Origin of the sequence: Burkholderia sp. Bp8998, from assembly GCF_003854235.1 — a bacterium.
GTDB lineage: Bacteria > Pseudomonadota > Gammaproteobacteria > Burkholderiales > Burkholderiaceae > Burkholderia.
In genome coordinates this window covers 1-21,471 of the sequence record NZ_QTQF01000069.1, presented here as the reverse complement: position 1 = coordinate 21,471, position 21,471 = coordinate 1, and the positions used below count along the sequence as shown (strand labels likewise).

At 60.7% G+C, this 21,471-nt stretch carries 16 protein-coding genes and 2 pseudogenes; 9 read left to right on the top strand and 9 right to left on the bottom strand.

Annotation, left to right across the window (positions count from 1 at the left end; all coding sequences use genetic code 11):
* The first annotated feature begins 687 nt into the window (after positions 1 to 687).
* From DIE06_RS35850 to phbB, 4 genes are all read left to right on the top strand, one after another.
* Positions 688 to 885 carry a hypothetical protein gene (locus tag DIE06_RS35850; protein ID WP_082664909.1) on the top strand — a complete coding sequence of 66 codons (198 nt, stop codon included), beginning with the start codon at positions 688 to 690 and terminating at the stop codon, positions 883 to 885.
* 156 nt (positions 886 to 1,041) lie between these two features.
* Entirely contained in the window at positions 1,042 to 1,602 is a 561-nt protein-coding gene (gene phaP / locus DIE06_RS35845) for a TIGR01841 family phasin (RefSeq protein ID WP_124665462.1), read from the top strand.
* 226 nt (positions 1,603 to 1,828) lie between these two features.
* Positions 1,829 to 1,981 (top strand): hypothetical protein, encoded by a 153-nt coding sequence (locus tag DIE06_RS38600; protein WP_162840582.1) that lies wholly within the window; start codon positions 1,829 to 1,831, stop codon positions 1,979 to 1,981.
* A 239-nt stretch (positions 1,982 to 2,220) separates the two neighbouring features.
* On the top strand, positions 2,221 to 2,964 hold the full coding sequence (phbB, locus tag DIE06_RS35840; RefSeq protein WP_124665461.1) for an acetoacetyl-CoA reductase: 744 nt from the start codon (positions 2,221 to 2,223) through the stop codon (positions 2,962 to 2,964).
* Positions 2,965 to 3,328: 364 nt separating this feature from the next.
* Here phbB and tnpC read toward each other — a convergent pair whose 3' ends face one another.
* The 5 genes and pseudogenes from tnpC to DIE06_RS35810 form a co-directional block, all read right to left on the bottom strand.
* Positions 3,329 to 4,882 (bottom strand): IS66 family transposase, encoded by a 1,554-nt coding sequence (gene tnpC, locus DIE06_RS35835; RefSeq protein ID WP_124665460.1) that lies wholly within the window; start codon positions 4,880 to 4,882, stop codon positions 3,329 to 3,331.
* Positions 4,883 to 4,915: 33 nt separating this feature from the next.
* Complete coding sequence (gene tnpB, locus DIE06_RS35830) at positions 4,916 to 5,245, bottom strand: IS66 family insertion sequence element accessory protein TnpB (protein ID WP_221624090.1); 330 nt, start codon at positions 5,243 to 5,245, stop codon at positions 4,916 to 4,918.
* A 1-nt stretch (position 5,246) separates the two neighbouring features.
* Complete coding sequence (gene tnpA, locus DIE06_RS35825; protein WP_124665458.1) at positions 5,247 to 5,732, bottom strand: IS66-like element accessory protein TnpA; 486 nt, start codon at positions 5,730 to 5,732, stop codon at positions 5,247 to 5,249.
* A gap of 76 nt (positions 5,733 to 5,808) precedes the next feature.
* Positions 5,809 to 7,176 (bottom strand): annotated as a pseudogene (locus tag DIE06_RS35820) (GGDEF domain-containing protein).
* A 782-nt stretch (positions 7,177 to 7,958) separates the two neighbouring features.
* Positions 7,959 to 9,707 carry an EAL domain-containing protein gene (locus DIE06_RS35810; protein WP_124665457.1) on the bottom strand — a complete coding sequence of 583 codons (1,749 nt, stop codon included), beginning with the start codon at positions 9,705 to 9,707 and terminating at the stop codon, positions 7,959 to 7,961.
* Between the two features lie 1,067 nt (positions 9,708 to 10,774).
* On the opposite strand from DIE06_RS35810, the gene DIE06_RS35805 reads away from it, so the two are divergent.
* Positions 10,775 to 11,362 (top strand): hypothetical protein, encoded by a 588-nt coding sequence (locus tag DIE06_RS35805; RefSeq protein WP_124665456.1) that lies wholly within the window; start codon positions 10,775 to 10,777, stop codon positions 11,360 to 11,362.
* A 368-nt stretch (positions 11,363 to 11,730) separates the two neighbouring features.
* Here DIE06_RS35805 and DIE06_RS39325 read toward each other — a convergent pair.
* The 4 genes and pseudogenes from DIE06_RS39325 to DIE06_RS35785 all read right to left on the bottom strand — a co-directional run.
* Positions 11,731 to 11,932 (bottom strand): annotated as a pseudogene (locus tag DIE06_RS39325) (transposase); the annotation flags it as partial.
* 843 nt (positions 11,933 to 12,775) lie between these two features.
* Positions 12,776 to 12,976 carry an SNF2-related protein gene (locus DIE06_RS39675; RefSeq protein WP_124665463.1) on the bottom strand — a complete coding sequence of 67 codons (201 nt, stop codon included), beginning with the start codon at positions 12,974 to 12,976 and terminating at the stop codon, positions 12,776 to 12,778.
* Between the two features lie 390 nt (positions 12,977 to 13,366).
* Positions 13,367 to 14,083 (bottom strand): hypothetical protein, encoded by a 717-nt coding sequence (locus tag DIE06_RS35790; protein WP_124665454.1) that lies wholly within the window; start codon positions 14,081 to 14,083, stop codon positions 13,367 to 13,369.
* Between the two features lie 515 nt (positions 14,084 to 14,598).
* Complete coding sequence (locus DIE06_RS35785; protein ID WP_185733563.1) at positions 14,599 to 15,654, bottom strand: YafY family protein; 1,056 nt, start codon at positions 15,652 to 15,654, stop codon at positions 14,599 to 14,601.
* Between the two features lie 206 nt (positions 15,655 to 15,860).
* Between DIE06_RS35785 and DIE06_RS35780 the strand changes: the two genes are divergently transcribed.
* From DIE06_RS35780 to DIE06_RS38740, 4 genes are all read left to right on the top strand, one after another.
* Positions 15,861 to 17,276 (top strand): DUF456 domain-containing protein, encoded by a 1,416-nt coding sequence (locus DIE06_RS35780; RefSeq protein WP_124665452.1) that lies wholly within the window; start codon positions 15,861 to 15,863, stop codon positions 17,274 to 17,276.
* A 9-nt stretch (positions 17,277 to 17,285) separates the two neighbouring features.
* Positions 17,286 to 20,549 (top strand): hypothetical protein, encoded by a 3,264-nt coding sequence (locus DIE06_RS35775; protein WP_124665451.1) that lies wholly within the window; start codon positions 17,286 to 17,288, stop codon positions 20,547 to 20,549.
* Positions 20,550 to 20,726: 177 nt separating this feature from the next.
* Entirely contained in the window at positions 20,727 to 20,870 is a 144-nt protein-coding gene (locus DIE06_RS38595) for a hypothetical protein (RefSeq protein WP_175925440.1), read from the top strand.
* Positions 20,871 to 21,274: 404 nt separating this feature from the next.
* A partial coding sequence (locus DIE06_RS38740) for a hypothetical protein (RefSeq protein ID WP_221624089.1) occupies positions 21,275 to 21,471 on the top strand: 197 nt, incomplete at its 3' end.

Sequence of the window (21,471 nt, the reverse complement as noted above, 5' to 3'; positions counted from 1 at the left end):
GCGTGCCAGGGACGCGACGTCCGTCGGCGTCAGGGCCTGGGGCTTTCCCTTTGACACACGACGGCCGGCTTTTGCCGTGGCTGTGATTTCAGGGGATGTGGAATCGTTCCGATCAGAAATTGCCAATACATGCTCCTCGACAGATGAGCCGACGATCGTCGCGAGCGTGACGCCAGAACGGGTTGCCTGCCGGGATGCGAACGGAATCGTGTACGCACAGATAGTCGAGGGCGGGATGCCTCGTGCGAAATCCGTATGCGCAGCTTGTGGGGGACGTGAATGGTATCGGAATGTATTGTGCGGTGCAACACATGTGCTCGGCAGCGAATGCCGGGCTCAATGCTTTTGCGCAATAGCACTGTCTGGTTGCGCGATACTGCCAATTGGCCACACATAATTTTTTGGCAGGCCACGGCGACAGACGGATCGGCCTTTCAATTGCGCTGTGCAAAGGTGCAATTTATCTTACAAAGGTTAACTGACCCATCAAAGCGTTTTCATGTTTGATTTTCTTCTGGCACTGCCCCCGATCGCGAACTAACATAACTAATCTGGTCTTGGGGCAAGCGAAATCCGCCATACCAGAAGACAGAATGGAATAACTTACCCACGCCGGTGTGCCTCCGGCGCGAATGCGGTCATTCCTATCTCCCAGCAACGTTGCTCCCGATAACCTGTGAGACAGCCATGCTGAGTCCCCATGAATTTGCCACGTTGATGCTGGTCAAGTCTGCGCCTGACCAGATCGATCTCGGCCGAGAAGAGCTTGACACGCTACTGGAACAGCAACTGGTCGCGCTGGAACAGCTCGCCTCCGGACAACAGCGTCCGCATCTCACTCGCGACGGCGATGCCGTGCTGCAGGCCGTCGCGCGGATACGCTGAACCGAATTCAACCAGATAGTCCACGCGTCGTCCGCAGGTGATGGCGCTGCCACGTGTGGGGTAGCGCTGGTTCGCCGCCGCCGTGCCGCCATATGTCGCGTGCCCCATGTCAGCGGGACAACGTCCGTGCCGGCCAATCCCTACAGGAGTTCCATCATGCAAACGCAGGATCAGCTTGCTGCGACCCAGAAGGCCTATGTCGACATGCTATTCGGCCTGACCAACGCGGTCGTCGCAAGCGTCGAGAAGCTCGCCCAGCTGAACACACAGGCGATCCGGTCTGTGTTGACCAATACGCTCAATCAGTCCCAGAAGTTCCTCTCTGTGAAGGAGCCGCGCGAATGGCTGGCACTGCAGGACGGCCTTATCGCCAACAACGCGGAAAAGGTGCAGACCTACCACCGTCAGTTGTTCGACATCATGACGGCGATCCAGACTGAGTTTGCGCAGGTCGGGCTGGCTCAATGGGAGGCGTACGCGAACCAGACTCAGGCGCTGATGGCAAACCTCAGGCAAAGCGCGCCCGGAGGTTCCGAGACCACCTTCGCCGCATTGGATTCCGCGATCACCGCCGCCAACGCACTGTACGAGACGCTGCAGCGAAGCGCTGAACAGGCGGCCGAGATCACCCGAGGCAACCTCGACATGGCCGTGGTAGCGGCCTCGAAATCCGTCAAGCGCACCGTCGTGCCGGCGGCACCGGCCACAAAACGATAAGCCTGACGCCCAAGCTGAGCGGGAAAACCGAGCCGTCTTTCGGCGGTAATTTTCCGGTATTCGACAGTGAGACGGTGTGTCAACGAGAACCGGGCGACGCGCCAGTTGGGCACCGTGTAAAGGCTGGCATCCGGCACGGACGTCGGCGCCACACTGCGCATCGCGGCAACGTTCGGCATCCGGATGACCGGCCGGGTGGCTCAATACCGCGTTGAAGGAAATGACGATGGACGAAAGCCGGGTAAGCGTGGTGATGGGTTTGGCGGTGCTGCTGATCGCGTTCATTTCCGTGGTTAGCCATTATCGACGGGAGCAGCGGCGCGCCCAGATGCTGCGGCTGCTGGATCGGGCGCACCGCGGGCAATCGCCGCGGGGTTGACGAGACGTCCGCGGGTGTGACCCGTCAGTCGATGTCGGATTGGGAGTCGCGCCGATCCTTGTCCCGTTTGATGGCGGCCGTTGCGGACCAGCGCGAACTGCATGTTCACGCTGGTCCGCACTATGAATAGGTTCGGTGAACAGTTGAACGCCTACGACCATGCCACACAAAAATTAACGGCCATATCTGCAGTCACGGAGTGATGAGTACCACTAAATCGACAACCAGGGACAGACATCATGACGAAACGCATTGCGGTGGTAACAGGCGGCATGGGCGGATTGGGCGAAGCCATCAGCACGAAGCTGCATGACGCGGGTTACGACGTCGCCGTTACCCACTCACCGTCCAATACCGGCGTGAAGGATTGGTTAGCTGGCATGCAAGCGCACGGGCGCCACTTCCGCGCGTATGCGGTCGATGTGGCCGACTACGACTCGTGCCAGCAGTGTGCGGCGGAAATCCAGCAGGCGGTGGGTCCGATCGACATCCTGGTGAACAACGCCGGCATCACGCGCGACCTGACACTCAGGAAACTCGACAAGGTCAATTGGGACGCGGTGATCCGCACCAACCTGGATTCGATCTTCAACATGACCAAGCCGGTGTGCGAAGGGATGGTCGAACGTGGATGGGGGCGGATTATCAACATCTCGTCGGTCAATGGTTCGAAGGGCTCGGTCGGCCAGACCAACTATGCCGCCGCCAAGGCAGGCATGCATGGCTTCACCAAGGCGCTCGCGCTCGAAGTGGCCCGCAAAGGCGTGACGGTTAACACCATTTCGCCAGGCTATCTCGCGACGAAGATGGTCACGGCGATCCCGCAGGACATCCTCGACAACAAGATCCTGCCGCAGATTCCGGTTGGTCGTCTCGGCAGGCCTGACGAGGTCGCGGCACTGGTTGTATACCTGTGCTCGGACGATGCGGGCTTTGTGACTGGCTCGAACATCGCGATCAACGGTGGCCAGCACATGCATTGAATGGCGCCCAGTCACGCGTGAACGCCTCGCGTCCGGTCGATACCGAGCCTGACCGGACGTCATCCTTGATTGACCAGAGAGAATCCGAGCAGGACGAGCGTTAGAAATCGAGGCGCGCCCTCCAGGCCGCGACCGCTAGCAGATGATTGTCGGAATCCCCCCCAGAATCGCTGTTGCAAAAGGCATCGGGGCCCATACGTGTACGAAAAGAACTAATACCTTCCCTAGTCGCCCAGGACATAACGCTGAGTGTCCGTCGAGATTTCTTGACTACCCCGCGACGACGCAGTTGCGCCCCTGATGCTTGGCTCGATAGTAAGCGCTCAGTAGACGACGTGGCTTGCGCGAAGCGACCGCCTGTGCGTCACGTTAAGGCGGCAATGCGCCACGGCAACAGCGCCTCGTAATCATCAGCAGTGTTTGCGAGCGGCAGAGATCTGAACAGCGCGACGAGGTAGCCGTATGGTTCGACGTTGTTCGCCTTGCACGTTTCGATCAGCGAATACAGGTTAGCTGCAGCATTCGCTCCGGCAACCGTGTCGTAGAAGAGCCAGTTTTTTCGCCCCACGGTAAACGGCCGGATCGCGTTCTCGCAAGCGTTGTTCGAGATCGGCCAGGCACCGTTCTCGACGTAGCGTGTCAGCTTCGGCCACTGACCCTGCAGGTAGTGCAGCGCTTTGCCAAAGGCGCTTTGCGGCAACACCGCATGCAACTGACGCAGAAGCAGTTCCTCGATTTGCCCGAGGATCGCACGACTCTCGCGTTGCCTGACGAGCAACCGACTCTCTGGCTTCATGTCTTCACAGCGCGATTCGACCGCAAACAACTGCCCGATCAGTCGAATGAATTCGCTGACGGGATGGTCGCGACCACGCTGCGCTTTCGGCAGATTCTCTTCCGCCTCGATCATGTAACGACGCGCATGCGCCCAACAGCCAAGATGCGCCAGTTGGTTAGTGTCGGCGACGTCGTTGTACGGCTCATAGCCGTCAGTCATCAACGCCGCGCCGGGCTTGATGCCAGCATAGAGCGCCGCGGCTTGCGCCGCGCTGCGCGTCGGGCTGTAACTGAACAATCGAACCGGCGGACCAGTGCCGCTCATCTGTACCCACATGTAGCTCTTGCGCTGCGCCGCGCGCCCGGGCTCCTTCAGCACCTGCACCGTCGTTTCGTCGCCGTAGACGATATCGGACTCGAGCAGGTGGTCGCGCATCAAATTGATCAGCGGCTGCACTGACGTACCGACACGCACCACGCTGGCTGCCAGCGTGCCACGCGAGAGATCGCCTCCGAAACGGTGCAGCAACGCGGCGATGCGATATAGCGGAAGCGCATCGGCGAACTTGCTCACGACCACCCACGCAAGCGCGGACTCAGTGAGTAAGCCTTTGGGGATGATGCGCGCCGGCGCCGGTGTCACCCTGATGCCGAGGTCGCAGCAAGGACACGCGTATTTGATTCGCTGGTGCTGAATGACACGTACCTGCTGAGGCACGATATCGAGCTGCTCACTGATCTCGGCGCCGATCTCGACAAGCGCATGCCCGTCGTGTGCGCAAATGCGTTCCGATTCCGGCAGTTCATGACGGACGATCTCTCGAGGGAGCATCGGATCCAGCGGCTTGCGCCCACGCTTCTTGCGCTCGTGGGCGCCAACCTCGATGCTTTGTTCTGTCTCCGTCTCTTGCGCCGGCTCACATCCCGTTGCGGCTGCCTCTGCTTCGTTCAGGAAGAGGTCGCGTTGCTCGGTACCACGCGCTTCGCTCCTGGCGGCAAATAGCTGCCGCTGATAGGCCTTGAGCTTCTCGCGCAGCAGGTCACGCTCGATCGTCACCACACGCAGTTCGCTCTTCATGGCAGCGAGTTCTGCGCGCAGCGCTTGCAGTTCGTCGGTGGGGGATGAGGATGGTGGCGGCATCGCCAGATTAGACCAGCGATGCTGGTTCGCGTTTCAGGTCACGCGCTGATAATAGCGTGTCGGATGCGCCCGCATCGCTTCGATGTCGATGCCGTCGAGCAGCCAGTGCAGTTGTTCCGTTCGCAACTTGAGCACCGCTTCTTTGCGCGGCCAGACGAATCGATCTTGCTCGAGCCGCTTCATGAGAAGCCAGAAGCCGTTACGGTCCCACAGCAGCATCTTGATCCGATCGCGACGCTGATTGCTGAACACATATACTGCCTGCGCGAATGGATCGAGCTTCATCGATTGCTCCACGATGGCCGCAAGACCGTTGATGCTTTTACGGAAATCGACGGCGTCGCGATGCACGTAGACCTTCAACTCATCGTCTAGCCGGAACATCGCACCGTCCCAACGTTTCGATCATTGCTGATAGCAGCGACGCGTCGTTGCTGCCGCATTCGAGCTTAAGCGTGATGCCGTTCGGCATCTGGACCGTCAATGTCGATGAGGCCGTGCGATCCGCTGGCGCACTAGCCGTCGTCTTCGGCGAAGAAGATATCGCAAGTGTGCGCTCGATCTCGACGAGCGCCTGTTCGCTGCTGACTCTGACGACCGGCACGAATGCCGGCTCTGCTGGTGACGGCAGCGTTGAAGCCTCAGCCAGCCGTTGCTGGTGCAGCTTGATCCATTTGCGTAGAAGGTTCGCATTGACTCCGTGTCTGAGTGCGAGCCCCGCCACTGACGCCCCCGACTCAAGGCACGCCTCGACCAGCCGCTGTTTGGTTCGCCGATCGAAACGGCGCTTGCCGTCTTTGCCTACGGTGACGACCTTCAGGCACGACGCTTCTGAGTGTTGCTCTGTCATTAAGGTGTCCACTGAAATCAGTGGACATAGCCTGCACGGTCAGATCGACGAATACTAGACGTCGATTTCTGCGCGCTTACGCTCGATACAGACGTTCATCCGCCGCCCGCAGTACCGCGTCGATCGTTTCGCCGTCTCGACCGAATTGCGATACACCGACGCTGACGGTGACCTCGATCGGTGTCCCCACGGCTCCGAACAGCGTGCCGGCAATCGCCGCCCGCAAGCGCTCACCGATCGACTGCGCGGTGTCGAGAGGGGCCTGTGGCAGCAGCACCATGAATTCTTCGCCACCCACGCGGGCAACGCGATCGTAAGGATGGATTGCGTCGAGGCATTCCTTGACGAAGCGCTGGAGGACCAGATCGCCTGTCTGGTGTCCGTAGCTGTCGTTGATCACCTTGAAGTGATCGAGATCGAGCGCGAGCAGCGAAAATGGTGCGCCATTGAGCTTCGCGCGCGCAATTTCGGCTTCGACGCTTTCGATGAACTGCCGGCGGTTAGCCGCCCCGGTGAGCGCGTCCGTGGTGGCCATATACTCGAGCTGCTCGTTGGTCCGCTGTAACTCCTGCAGCGCGCGTTCGGTGCGGCCCATTGCGCCCCGCAGCCTCGCGAACAACTCTTCCTGGCTATAGATTTTCGAGAACGAGCGCGTGGTGTGGAATGCCTGCACGACGCCGTAACTGAGCAGGAAAAAGCCTCCCGCAAATATCACATGGGCGAGCCACCACATGTGATTCCAGGGCCGACCGAGAATGAACGCAAGCGACGAGAGCGCGAACGACGCAACCGAAATGCCATAGATCGTCATCAGTGGAGAACGGATGCGACGCGTGATCAGGCCGATGACGTTGATCGTCGAAAAGACCAGCGCCCCGCCCTCCATCGATAAGCGGATCCAAAGCGCGCCAGCCACCGGTGAGTAGGCGATCCATGCGACTGCCACGTCAATCAACACGAACAGCCCGATCCAAGCCGCCCACACGCGGCGGTCAGTGCGAATCGTCTCACTGTCAGCCGCGCGACGGTATGAGAGCTGACCGACAAAGACCAGGATCGACATGACCAGACGTGAGGCCGGGCCATACAACAGGAACAGCCAGATGTTGTGATGCGCCATACCGGTGAACGCCCCGTGTAGCGCGTAGATCAACGAGAAACCCAGAAAACCGAGCGTCAGCCAACGAAGCAGTGGTTCTCCCGACTAGCGATAGCATCGCCAGCACACATACGTCACGAAGACGCCTTCGAGTGTGGCGGCCGCGATCGCCAATTCGTGAAAGGCGTGGCTCTCGAATTTTAGCGACGGATCCTGGAAAAAATATAGGTAGGCAATCAAATACGCGGGCAAGAGTGCGAAGCCACCCAACAACAACCTTGCATACGTTTTGGTAACAAATCCTATCGCAGCGGGCGTTTCTTTGGCGGTAGCGCTGGCAGTCATCGTCTCCCCCGGGCATTTCGTAGGATGAAATCGGATTATGAAGTTCTGCTACGGAAATTCGTGTTTTATGTGGGTTTATGCAACATCTTTCAAAATTTCGCAAGTGATGGAGTCAGTTACGTTCGCATCGACTCGAAAGATGCCATGAGCAATCCATAAAGCCGCAGGACAGCCCATTGTCGGCGACGGCGACTTGGCTTCGGCACCGAGAATCTGCGGCGCATGCCCGACTACCTGTTTTTCGACGGGCCGCTATGAGTCGAAGGCCTTCCCAACGTCCGGGCCTCCGCCCTTTGAGCAAGGACATGCTGCTGCCACTCCCGCTTGCACGGACCCGCGTCCTTGTCGCTCGAACATCATCTCGCGCTGGCCACCACGGCGGCAGGACATGGCAATGCCGATTCGATGATTTGCTTGCTGAAGGCTGTCTACACGGCGTTCTATCTGCGTCACGATATGGCCGAACGTGCCGACGACCTTCCGTTCCAGCATGCCGAAGCTGCGCTAGAGCGATGCATCGCCCATACCGAGCGCGGTGAGACCTGGATCATGCTCGACCGGGACAAGGCCGCGATCGAGCGCTTTCTCGTGCTCCACGACGAACAACTTGCGACCGTACCGACGCACCGCTACCTAACCGCGATCGAAAAACTAAACTGCTTTGCCCTCGATAGGCTGAACTCACCTATTTCGCCGTTGCCGGTGACCGAACGCGCGGTCGACGAATCCGCGCAACTGGCGCGTCGCCGGCCGCGATCGCGATACGTGCGCCACGACACCGCTCAGCTCGCCAGCAAGGTCCGGAGCGACGCAATTGTACGGGGCCGCGAGTACCAGAAACCCCGTGCTTCGTCGCATCCAAGTTCGCGCAATCGGTTGGCCTGCTCAACCGTTTCGACGCCTTCGGCCGTTACGCGCATGTGCAGCGCATGCGCCATCACGATGATGGCATTGACGAGCTCTGCACTTCCAGCGTCACCAGGCAGCGGCGTCACGAATGTACGATCGATCTTGACCCGGTTGATCGGGAAGCGAGTCAGATAGGACAGGCTCGAATACCCGGTCCCAAAATCGTCGACCGCAACCTCGACGCCGAGTTCACGGATCGCACGAATCGTCTGCAGCACGCCCTCCGTATCGGCAAACAGCACGCCTTCGGTGATCTCGATTTCGAGGCACTCAGGAAGGAGCCCGCTACGGTCCAGTGCATCCCGGATGATCTCCAGCAGATTGCCGCGCTTGAACTGCTGCGGCGACACGTTCACGCACACGCGCGGCAGGTGCCTAACGACGTGGCGCAGCTTGCCGAATTCCTGGCACGCCGTGTGGATCACCCACTCGCCGATCTGGTCGATCATCCCGCTCTGTTCCGCGATCGGAATGAATTCCGCGGGGCTGATCTCGCCGTGAGTCGGATGCTTCCAGCGCATCAGCGCCTCGACCTGCGCGATTTCGCCGGTCGCGAGCGTCACCTGGGGCTGGTACGCAAGCCAGCACTGCTGCCGCTCGAGCGCGCGGGCAAGCATCGCTTCGAGTTCGAAGCGCCGCGCCGCGCGGACTTCGAGCCCACTCGAGAAATGCAAGACACCGTTCGCACCGGCGTCACGCGCGGACGATAGTGCAACTTCAGCACGACGCATCAGCGTTTCGGAGTCTTCGCCGTTGTCGGGATACGTCGCGATGCCCGCGTGGGCAGCAATGCGCAGATGGGCGCCGACGAACTCGACCGGCTCGCGCGCATGCGCGACAATTTCGCCGCCCAAATCCACCGACGCTTCATTACTAAAGAGCGCGAACTTGCCCTCACCGACGCACGCAAACGCCTGGGCGCGCGGGACGCGCTGCCGCAAGCGTTCACCGATCACCTGCGTGACGATCTCGACCCCCGGCTGCCCGAGCACATTGCGGATCGATTCGAGCCCGGACAGCGCAACCATCACCACACTGAAGCGGTCACGAACGCTGCGTGCCCGCGCGATGCGCAGGTCCAGCCGCTCGGCAAACAGCCGGCGGTTGGGCAAATTCATCGCGCCGTCGTAATTCAATGTGTACCAGCGCTCGCCATCCAAATGGCTGCCGTCCGCGCACGCGATCAGAACGCCGACATATTCTTCGACTGCACACGCGTCGTGCGTGGAATCGGTATCCGGGGGCGGCCTGTCGTCGAGTTGCGATACATCGACCTGCACGGGACGCCAATCGCCCGGGCCTCGATGCACGCGCCAGCGCCCGCCATTCAGTTCGGTCACGCTCGCGGTGCACAGCGCGCCGCCCGATGAGGCCAATAGCGCCTGAATGGTCGAGCGGCCGACCAGCATCGCAGCCGGATAACCGGTCAGGGCTTCGAACGCGCGATTGACCCAGCTCAGCATCCCGTCGGCGGTGCAGAGAAACATCGGATTCGGGACCTGCCACGCCGCACGCTCGACACTCAGAAGCGCCAGTGCATCAGACGAACGCGAACCGCCGACCGCGTCGCCAGTCAGCGGCCACGCGTCAAACGATCTTCCTGGGAACGTGTTTTTCTTCATCGGATCCGGCTTCGGTCATCGCGAGGCGGCGACCAGAAAATGCAACTCGGCAATGTCCGGCGCTCGGGGGCTGGTACCGCAGATGGTACTGTAAATGACGGATGCGCCACATGTTCGCGACCAAAATAACGCGACCACATTGGGTTGACGAAAGGGCATGACGCTGCGCTGCCGTTGTCACATGCGTGTCGCAAATCGCGCGGACGGTTCGGTATGGGCATGGGTTCGGCTCACCAGTCCCGCCGCCTGACGGTGGCTCTGACGTTGATTCGATCGAATCTCGGGCTGCGTACCTTGCTGGATGACGCGACGACTGCGAGGGGACCACTTCATCCATCGGCAACATCGACGGCATCGACACGAGGCTGTTGAAGCGATTGGCGTACGCGCCCGTAAAAGCTCACCGTTGACGCGCACATTCACCATAATAGAATCCGCGCTCCGTTTTTGCGAGCTGCCTGGCTGGATAACGACGTTTAGCGATAGGGATGCGTGAAAGTTCGTCGCCGTGCCGATCGACGGATCGATGCAGACGTCGAGCCGTCGGCTAAAATGCATGCGCCATTGCCTTCGCTCGCCTTCACCGAAAATTCGCCCATGAGCAAGTCATCACGTGTCCGTCACCGTTGCGTGTGATCACAACAAGTCAGCCTTGTCGAAAGTGCAAAAGGCGTGCAACTCGCTGATCAACAGATCGAGAAACAAAGCAAGCGGCTTCGTGCCTGGGAATTGGTTACGCCGGTGTTCCAGCATCTGTACGTCAACGAGCTCCCGATTCGACTCCGGACCGCACCTACACCTCGGTCTCAGTGCCAGAGCAAGGCCCCGGCAGCGCCGACCAGAAAGACATCGTCCAGCACACATTCCGGATGCTGCCGAGCATCGACCATCTGGGCGATGCCGATGTGGCAAACGCGCCGCGCGCCAATCCATTCAACTCGAGAGTTAGCTGTGGCCGCGTCCCGCTTACACTTGCTCACACCTGCGATGATCGCGCGCCGCTATGATCCGCTCGCCATTCAGCGGCTGCGTCCAAGTGCCGCGCATACCTGCAAGGATCAGCCAGAATGAAACGCATCTTTGTTGCGGCCGCATTGGTCGCCTCCGCCTCGGCGTTTGCCGGCGACGTGGGCGTGTCGATCGGCGTCGGTCAACCCGGTTTCCATGGCCGGATCGATATCGGCAACGCACCGCCGCCTCAACTCATTTATACGCAGCCAGTCGTCGTCGAACCGGTACCCGCCAACGCGACACCGGTGTATCTGTACGTCCCGCCCTACGAGGCGAAAAACTGGCACCGGTATTGCCACAAGTACGCCGCATGCGCGGCGCCGGTCTATTTCGTTCAGCAAGAGTGGTATGAGAACGTCTATGCACCGCGCGTCCGCCACGCCGCTCAGCCCATGGCACAAGTGTTCTATGCGCACGACATACATGGCGACGTCGTGCGCGCCAACGTCATTCGTGCGCACGACGTCCACGCGGAAAGCGTGCATGCCCGAGTCGTTTACCGGGCGAGGGGCGATGACAGCAAAGGAGGCGAAGACGTCGATGCACCTGCCGTGTCCGCGAGCGAAATCGTCGCGCACGACATTCATGCTCGAGTCGTCGAAGCCGATACGCTGTACGTCCACGACCTTCATACAGGCCGTTAGGCGTACCTGACCCAATTGAAAGCGCCCGCGGATTTCGATGGACGACTAACAGCAGATCGCAAGCACGGTTGAGTGCTTCGCTGCCCCGAGACAGGAGATGTCGCATGCCAACACCGATGTGGCTTTGCGGTCATCGTCCGTGGACCATCGTGCCGGAGCTGATTCAAGAGGTGCCATCAGTTGCGTACGTGACGGCCGGGCAGTGCAGCGGATGTTGACGCGCACCGGTCAGACAGACTGCTCCGTCGAAGCGCGACGGCCTCGGCGCGATCGCTTACCACTCCACGGGCTGCCAGCCGTCGCGGCGCAGGCGACCGCGCGACGCCAGTCGATTTTCTCGTACGCGCGATCGTGCCCTGCGAGGCTCGGCCACACCCGCTCCCAGACGCCGTTCTCATGCCAGTCGCGCAATCGGCGCCAACACGTCATGCCGCTGCCGAAACCGAACTCCTGAGGCAAATCTTCCCAAGGAATGCCTGTCCTCAAAACGAACAGGATGCCATTCAATGCAGCTCGATCGTCGAGGCGTGGGCGCCCTCCTCTTGGAGAAATCGTCACAACCGGCAACATTGGCGCAAGCGCCCGCCATAGGTCGTCCGTCACGGCGCCGACTACCACCCCGCTCCGCCGGCGCCGGTGCCCGGTCGCCGATATGTCTTGTCCACGACGCTCACACAAACTTGATTCGGACTGCGACATGTTGTCAATCAGCATCCGCATCGCTTAGCCATACGATCGGTGCAGACATGTCGTACGTGCCATCCAAGCGGTTCCTGTCGGCCGGCCCCAACCGGGGCCACGCTCCTGATCGGTCGTCGATGATTGAGAAACCGCTTGCGAAGCCATGCCCGGCGTGAGCGCGCATGCAGGAGCGCCGGCCCCGCATAGGCCGTATCGCGTAACGTCTTGTGTGGCTCAGTCAAATCGACGACGACTTTTTTCATCATACATTCCAGTCCCTTGTCTTGTGCCGCTGTGGCACGGGCAAAAGAAAACGGCGTCCATGATCCGATCGCTCGATCGAATCGAATGGACGCCGTTGCCCGCAAGCCCCTTGGGGCGAATTTTCCACACCTGCGCCAGCCAGCTCCTCGTCGAGCCTGCCTTGCCGCAATTACAAGCAATCTCTATTCCATCCCCGCGTGCCGGTTGCATTCGCATTCGCGTGCCGGCCGCGATTTCCGGATCTCGCCGGTTTGCCGGCTTCCGCGATGTGATTGTCCGGTCGCGACGTCGATTGCGAGACTTGCCCCATATTGGCGCATAGATCCCGTGTGTGCACTTACATGATCCATGTCTATGCACCAGACCCATAACCCATGCTCGTCGAACTCGACCACAGACGCCCCCAGGACGGATCTCAAGGGCGATATGGTCGACGATCGACAGGACGGCGCTGCTACCGCGGCGCCGTCAGATAGAGAACTGGGGAAAATTACTTCGTCGAAAGGAGTATCTATCCGACGCGGACAACCCGTACTCAGCCAGGTGGTTCTCCACCGGTGTGCCGCTCATCGCGATGAAGGCCGGCGCGGATAAGGATTTGATCGCGCGTGTCTGGGCCGCCACCGGGCTCTTGATGTTCTGCGCCTCGTCGACGACGACACGTGCCAGCCAGCGCCCTCAGCGTCGCCGTGGCCGCTGCCAGTGCAATGGCAGTTACTAGGAAACAGCGGGCGTACGCCGCATGTTGGCGAACGCCCGCACTCGGCCTCTGCTGACCTTGGGGCGGGCTGGGTTCTAAGTCGGCAACTTGGCGGAATGCTGACGGTGCCGGCTTCGAGTTGCCGAACGTCAGCTTCCTGCATCAGCGAACTCACACTCTCGACCCAATCCGGTCAGACAGCTTTCTCCAAACCGGTCAGTCAGCCAAATCCACGTTCTGCGAACTGGAGTGCCAGAACGCGGCCGTTGGAGACCTCACCCAATCGGCCATGAGCGGCCGGTCGCACGCATCCTACAATCCAGTCGAGGCGACCGCATTGATGCTTTGAAATCGTCCGTTCAAGAACGTCTGGGACGCTGGAGACTTGCGCGAATCTGATTCAATTCACTCTCGCTAAGACCCGGCCCTGGATAGAGCTTGACGCCGGCCTGCGACCAATCGAAAGGAAGGGATGAGCGGGTAGCAGCGCTATTGCTGGGCTGTAACGGTGCATGCTCATCATTCCAGGCGTCGTTTTGCATGCGGTCAAACAAGAGCCGTACTTCCTCTTCGGTCTTCCAGTTCCGTCGAATCTTGAGCACACTTCTGATCAACGCCTCGTTGGTCGAATCCAGATGTTTGTCCCAATTAGGATCATCAAAATGCTCATCTATCACCTCGAGGGGCAGGTACTGAACTCGCCCCATCCAGTGCTTGAGGGAGGCGAAGGTGTCGGAGGCTTGATACAGGAACCCGTTCATGAGCTTTTGTGGCGTTGTCTGGATTCTGATTCCTGGCTTACCATGCGCGAATGCCTCCCAGTCATCTGGCTTGCCGAGCGGACGTAGGGACCAACAAGAAGCGAAGAAATCGTTGGTCAACGCGCTGAGCGTCAGATCCTCGTCGGCGACGGTCTTATACTTGGCGTTCAGGAGGGGATTTTCGGTTGGGTCCCCCCACTGCTCACCGTTGAGGCGAATTACTGTGAATCGGTCCATACGCACATCTTCCAGGAAATACCCAGCTGTAGTGATGCGGTAAATGTCTGAATCTGGATCGACTTCGAGCAAGTTCATTGGGTCTCCGTTTGCGCGCTCGTGCGCCCATTTCTAATGCAAGATAAGCGAATTGAGTGCAATTTAAATTCGCATGCAATGCTACAGCCGTAGTACATACGACGCTAGCACCTCAAGGACTGCTCCTAGCATATCAAGCCGTCTGCTTTGGGTCGGGAGTACGCGCTGCTGACCGGCCGCTAAGGGAAGCGGATACCACAGGCCGCTTTCCGGTGATGAATGTGGAGTGTGGGCTGGCGCAGTCCGACCCACTGCCGCCGGTCGAGTCGTCCGGGCTCAACGGCGGGTATCAGAGTGGTCCGGTCATCCATACCGACTTCTCAGGGACAACGGTCCGGCCATAGCAGCCATTCCCATTGACTCCGCCGATGGCCGCAATGGACCGCAAAGCGGATGTCGACCTCGCCATCGTCCACAACGGGAATCGCCTGATCACGAGGATCTGTCTGCCGACCTGCCTCTACCTCGCCATGCCGAACGCATCGCCCAACTGAAGCACCGCGCGCCCGGCGGCCTTATTCGGCCGCCTGCGCCGGCATCATGGCCGCGCCTTCGTATCGCCGCGCCGCTGCGCTCAACTCTGCGGCGATCCCCGCGCGCAAATGTTCGGGCGCCAGCAGTTCCACCGTCGCGGCATGTCCGAGCAGCAAGTTGCGCAGGGCCAGCGAAGGCGTCAGCGTCGCGCTCAGCACGAAGCCGCCGGGCTCTTCTGTAATGCGCTGATCGTCAGCCAGCCGGGCCGCACGAAACGGGCTGCGCACGCCGTTCGGCTCAGTCACGCGCAGGACCACCGGCTCGGGCGGCTCCGGAAACCATTCGAAGATTTTTTCGCCGCGAATGAAAGCGGCCAGATCGAAGCCGGCGTCACGCTGCATGATGAAGCCGCGCGACTGCACCGTGGAGATGCGGTCCATGCGCAGCAGGAACGGGGCGCCCTGCGCGCCGCTCGAACGGCGTAGGCTCACCACCAGATACCAGAACGGCGCTTTTTCCACGATCGCGTAGGGCAGCACCAGGTAGTCGCGCAGCCCGCCCTCCGGCACGTCGGCGGCGCGATAGGCGATGGCCAGAGATTCGTCGCGATACAACGCCGCGCACACCGCATCGAACACCGCGTCGTCGACCTCGGGCGCCAGCATCGGATAGCCGGGCTCGACCCGCGCGGTCTTGCCGATCCAGGCCTGCGCGCTGCGAATGCGCGAATCCGACGGCGACATGCCCAATACGCGATTGGCACCCTCAAGATATTCCTGAAAATCGCCGATAACGCCGGGGGGAACATGGTGTCTTGCCAATTGGCGCAATTTCAGCAGGGCCAGTGAAAGATCGACCGGCGGGCGGATGGAATCACGCGGACCGCGCGCCAACAGCGTCCATTGGGTATTGCGGCCCTCGCCATTGCGTTGAATCAAACGAGCGTCCTGCAATTTCACGAACAGGCGTCGCACGGTTTTTTCACCCAATTGCGGCAAACGCGCCAGCACCGCGCCTTTGAGTTCGCCCGAGGGCCAGGCGCGTTGCGATTGCGACGCCATGACGTCGAGTACGATTTTTTCTTCGAGTGTGAGCATGAGTGGAGCGGATGTCTTGGTTCGAACACGCGTGAATCCCGAGCATGCTGCCATATTGGGCCGCGACCCGGACATGCCATGTCCAGATCGTAATTCATAATGACCCGACTCGAACGCGAGACACTCGCCGGCGCGAAACCGCCGCCCTCCTTCGATTATCGCAGCGCCTAATATCGGCCCAGCCACGACTTCAGTCAGGATCGGTGATGAATAACGAATACCAGAAAACCCTAGTCAAGTCGGTCAGCGTCTGTCCGATCTGGCCGGCCGAGGCCACCCGGAAAATCGGCCAGATGATCAGCGAGATCAATCAGGCCAACACCATCATGGGCAATATTTCGGCCACCGCGCAAAACGCTGCGATCAAAGGGGGTTTCGCGGCCGAAACCTTTCACGCCGAATCCTTCAATCTCGATGCGATCCTGAAGGACAAGGACGTGCGCGCCTTCACCGACGGCTTCAAGCAAACCCCGCTGACGCGAAATGACCCGACCCACGACATCGTGGTGATGAGGGACGGCGAGCAGGTGCTGGGCGCGCAACTGAAGTATTTCAAGGACGCCGACGCCACCCAAAAAGCCTTCCGTTCGACCCGCGACGGCGTTCACCATTACGAGCGGGCCGACCGTTTCATCGGCCCGTCCGATCAGATTGAGGGCATCCAGGCGTCCGCGCACAAGACCGTGCTGAAGAATCAGCAGACCCGCCCCGAGGTGGCGCGCGCGGCCGAGAATGTACGCGACAACACAGCCGGCCAGATCGAGCTGGATGGCGTGCAATCCGCCCCGCTCAGCAAGACCGAGGCCGAGCAGCTCGGCGCCGGCACGCAGCAAGGCAAGGATATGCACCAGCGCATGCAGGACGGCTATCTGAACAGAGCCACGGTCCAACAGAGCCTGCGCGCGGCCGGTTCGGCGGCCGTCATCACGGCGGTGACGGCCGGCTGCATCAACACCTTCCAGAGCATCAAGCTGTTGCGCGACGGCGAACTGAGCACCGAGCAAGCGGCGCTGCGCATCCTGCGCGACACCGCGATCGCGGCCGGCGACAGCGCCCTGAAGGCCGGCGCGGCCACCGCCAGCGTCAGCCTCGCGGCGCGCTCGCTGCCGTCGCTGTTCTCGGGTTCGGCGTTCCAGACCAGCCTGGCCAGCGGCGCGATTGCCGGCGCGACGGTCTGCGCCGTGGATCTTGTGCAATGTCTGGTGCTGTTCGCGGCTGGCAAGATGACACGCGACGAGCTGGAAACGCGCACCGGCAAGAACATCTTCCAGACCGGCGCCGCCGTGGTGGGCGCCTCGGTGGGCGGCTCGATCGGCGCGCTGGGCGGCCCGGTGGGCATACTGATCGGCAACCTGGTGGGCGGCATGATCACCTCGCTGGCGATGAATATCGCGCTCGACAATCACATCGAGAAGTCGTTCCGGCTGACCCTGGCGGCCACCGAACAGGTGGTAGCGAACGGTTTGGACGCGCATGGCGCCTTGCAGTACCTGCAACAATCGCAGACGTATTTCGCGGGATTTCATCAGGGGCTCATGTTGTCCGAGCGCCATTTCGATCAGCAAATCAAGACCATGCAGGCGCAGGGCACGCGCCTGAAAAATAAAATCAACAATCTCTGAGATATCACGATGAATCAAGCCAGCCTGAGCGAACCCGCGGAAATTTTCGGGGCACCGCTCGACAGTTCGGAACTCGCGGCGATCACCGCGCTCGTAGAAAAGCACCGAGCCAATGCCACCGTCACGCAGCAATTGGCGATGGACGCATCGAGGCTCGTCACGGCCAGCCAGGAGCGCTTGGCGCGCCAGGCGGAAGCCGGTTTCTTCAAGCGCTTGACCCATGCGGTTAGCGGCAAGACCAGCGAAAACCAGGCGCTGAACCAGGCGGACATGCTGCAAATGCAGCGCTTTGCGTGGCATTACCTGCAGCAATTGCAGCAGCAGAACCTGATCACGGCGCAAAGCATCGCGGTCATCCGCAACAACCTCGGGACGATGAACGAAGTGATCATCGAAACCCGGGATTTTCTCGAGCAGGCGGTTGACCGGATCGATCAGCGCCTGCGCCATGTCGAGAACAACACGAATTTCAGCAGTTGGGCGCTAAATATCGAGGCCAACAAGCGGCGCTTCGCGCCGATCCCCAAGAACCTGCTGGTTCTGCGACTTGCCTACGATTTCCTTCGCCAGCATCCGGGCGCGATGCTGACCGGCCGCGAAGTCGGCAATTACCTCATCACCACGCTGGAAAAGCTCGGCGTGAATTGCGACGAAACCGTGCGCCTGCTCGATTTCATCAATGATTTGATCGATCAGATCGGCGTGGTGGGCCTCGATCAATACCGCGCCACCGTCGCGCTGTCGACCGATGCGCACGACATCGACTCGGCCTATATCCAGAAGTCGATTTCCGGCGTCGGCTTCAATGCGCTGTATTTCCTGGCGGATCACTACGAGAGGGTCGCCGACCTGATCGGCGACCCTGAACTGTGCGCCAGCGACGCGGCGCGCGAGAAAATTATCGCCAAATTCTTCGGCCAGGAGCTGAACGGCCTAGCCGCGACCTACAGCATTCGCGATCTGACCTGCGAAATCATCGGCGGAGGCCAGTTGGCGATCGCTGTGTATCGCGATCAGCACGGACTCGACGTGCCGCCCGGGGAGCCCGCTCTGGACGCGGAAGCCGCGCCGGAGCAGATCGCGCTGGTGTCGTCGCTGCCGGACATCACCGCGCACAGCTTCCTCGACGCCTGCGGCAGCCAACAAGCCAAGCGCGATTACCTGCTGCTGCTGGCCTTGTGCGTGGACAATGCCGCGGCGCTCAACGGCCCGGCGCGCGAATTCATCGCGCTGCTGGCCGACCATGCTTGCGTGCCTGAGTTGCGCCAAGACGTGCTCGCGCTAGCCGACGATCCGCGCAAAGCACTGCGTTGTCAGCCGATCATGCAGGCCCTGCTCGACGACGAGAACAAGAAAGCCACCTGGCTGCTTGACGCCTTCTTCCTGTTGACGCTCGCGCAAAAGCCGATCGAAAGCCCGGCGATTAAAATCGTGCTCGGCATGCTCAAACCGGCGAACCTGAAGGACAGCCTGCCGAACCTGCTGGCGATGGTGAACGGCGAGGACCCCGCCGCTGTGCTGGATGCGGCCGGCAAGCTGAACGCGGACACGCAGGGCTGGAAGAACCTGGTGCGCTACCGCGCGCTGCGTTTCGAGGCCTCCTATTCGGACGTGCTCAAGCTATTGAGTGTGGCCGGCTGGGCCAATCTGCGGCTCACGGCGGAATTCAGCAGCGTGCCCATGAAAGCCATGGAATATTCGTTCTACATGGCTTCGTCCGACGGCGGTTTCCTAAGCGGTCTGGCGGACAAGGCTGGCTCTGCCGCCTACGGCCTCGGGCGACGTTCGGTGCTGTCGAGCCTGAACGAATTCCGAAAGAGGGCGCGCGATTTTCTGTTGGAGCACCAATCGGCGCTGTACGCAGCGAACAGCCGGATTGCGCGCTGGAACCTGCCCAAATTCGAATTCTCGGACGACATTGCCTATTCCGATTACGTGCTGGACGACTCCACTGACAACGAAGACTGGGGCGACCAGTTCCAGCGCTACTACAACCAGATCGATCACACGCTCAATGCATTTTCCAGCGTGTGCACTGAAGCCGCCGAGCAGCTCGAGTTTTTCGTCAAGGGCGATTTCGATTCCTCGGTCATTGCGATCAAGGAACGCAAACGCGCGGAATGGCAGCAGAAGCAGGCATTGGAACAGTTGGAGAAGCAGTCGGTGGCCATCGTGAAGGATGGCGAGCCTTGCCTGCTCGGCCTCGAATGGCAGCAAGTTGCGCAGCCGCCGTGCGAAGCGGAGAAGATTACTCACATCCGCACCGACGGCAAGATCTGGCTGGTGGTGGCCAGCATCGATTCCAAGGACCGCTTCTATCGCAGCGAAGACGGTTTGCAGTGGCAGGAGGTGCGGCTTGATGCGCCCGAATACGATGTCAGCGTGGGCAAGCTCGAAATCGTCAACGGCGTGTGGATCGTGTGGCACCGCGTGTGGCGCGGTTCGCGCCCCGCGGGCTTTTATTACTCGCGCGACGCCTTGAACTGGCAACGCAGTGCCGGCCCGGCGCCCGCGAACAACAGCAATCTATCGCTCAATGACGGGCACTTGTCCTATCAGGACATCGTGTATTTCAACGGCATGTGGCTGTGGACCGCGACGAAATACCGGCGTTACAGCTATGTCGAGAAAGGCTTCTTTTCCGACACCACCAAGTCGGGCTCGTATGCACAAACCCTCGTGTTCCGCGGGGCCGATCTCGCCGGCCCTTGGGAGCCTTGGGATCAGACGCCGCGCACCGACGAGGGCGTGGTGATCGAGAGGATCTGCGCCCTGCCCGGCCACAATGGCTTGCTGGCGTTCTGCAAATACGACTGGTCGTACATGCGCGACAAGAAGAAGCCAGAGCAGCCGCCGTTCGTCATGTATTACGGCGCGGCAAAAGCGTGGCAAAAATGCGACTGGGACAGCAACTCGCGCTACACCGCGTCCAGCACGACATCGGTTCACCTCGGCTCGCGCGGCGGGCTGATGTGCGTAGCGTCGGAACTGTTCACCTCCGACAAGGGCTATGCGTGGACGCATCGCGACACGCCGATCCACATCGGCCAATGCTTCGCGCTGCGAGACCTGAGCTTGATTACCTCGAGCAGCGGCGCAACGATGCTGGTGAGCCAGGACGACGGTCTCAGCTTCAAGGAACTACGCATGGAGGACGGCCACTGGAACCATCTGACCGCCAACGACATGAACCTGCTGGCCGTCTACTACGAGAATCGGCACGAGGAAACCGTGCTGCGCATCGGACGCTATCGCTACCTGCCGCAGTCCTGATCCGCGCTGAACCCTCCTGAACCACGCGGCCGCCACGAGCGGCCCCGTTTCATTTCATCGCCGTGATTTCAGCGGATTCGCAGCGCTTCCGGACACGGCGCGTCCAGTTGCGCACCTAGCATGAAGTCAGTCACGCACTCAGGCGTTGACGCCATTCCCTCACCGGAGTCGAACACCATGCCTTACAACAACTCAGCACTCGAAACGCTCGCCGCCTTTGCCATCACGTTCGCGGCAGGCCTGCTCTCTAGCATCGCGTTCGGGAAATACGTCGACAAGGTGCGCCGCGATGCGATCGATTCGGTGTCGCGCCCGGCCTGAACGCAGCACGCTCAACGCGATGCAGATGCCATGCGCTGAATCGATCTAGGCTTCCCTCGGGCTCACTCCCGCCGACGTCCGCTTTGCAGTCCATTGCAGCCAACGGCAGAATCGATGGTGAACGTCGGCTAAGGCCGATAAAGGAGCATTCGTCTTTGACAAACGGATGGCCGGTTACGGGGCGGAGCCGACGCCTGGCCGTCCTACCGACGACTCATGTGAACGGCCGTTTGTGGCCGAATACTGCCCAATTAGCCGTCAATTCATGAAGCAGTCGATCAAAAAACCTCCCCCGAAGATGGCACCGATCGCGGTCGAGTTCTGCGTTCGCAGAACTGGTCACACACCAAGGCTCACCGGTGCAGCCCGAACACGCCGTGCCAGAGAGCGCTGAAAAAGTCCGTATGCGCGTGTTCGCCACTCCTTCGCGCGTCGCTCTTTGGCGCCTGCGCCGATGCCGCCTGTATCGCCCTCTCGTCGCATTGCGGCATCTGCTCATCACGCTCCCCGTCCCGCGATGCGCCCGGCTGGCGCGACGCATGCAACTCGACCACGCTGCCGGCAATGCGCTCGGCGAGTTGAACATCGCAATCACGGCCGA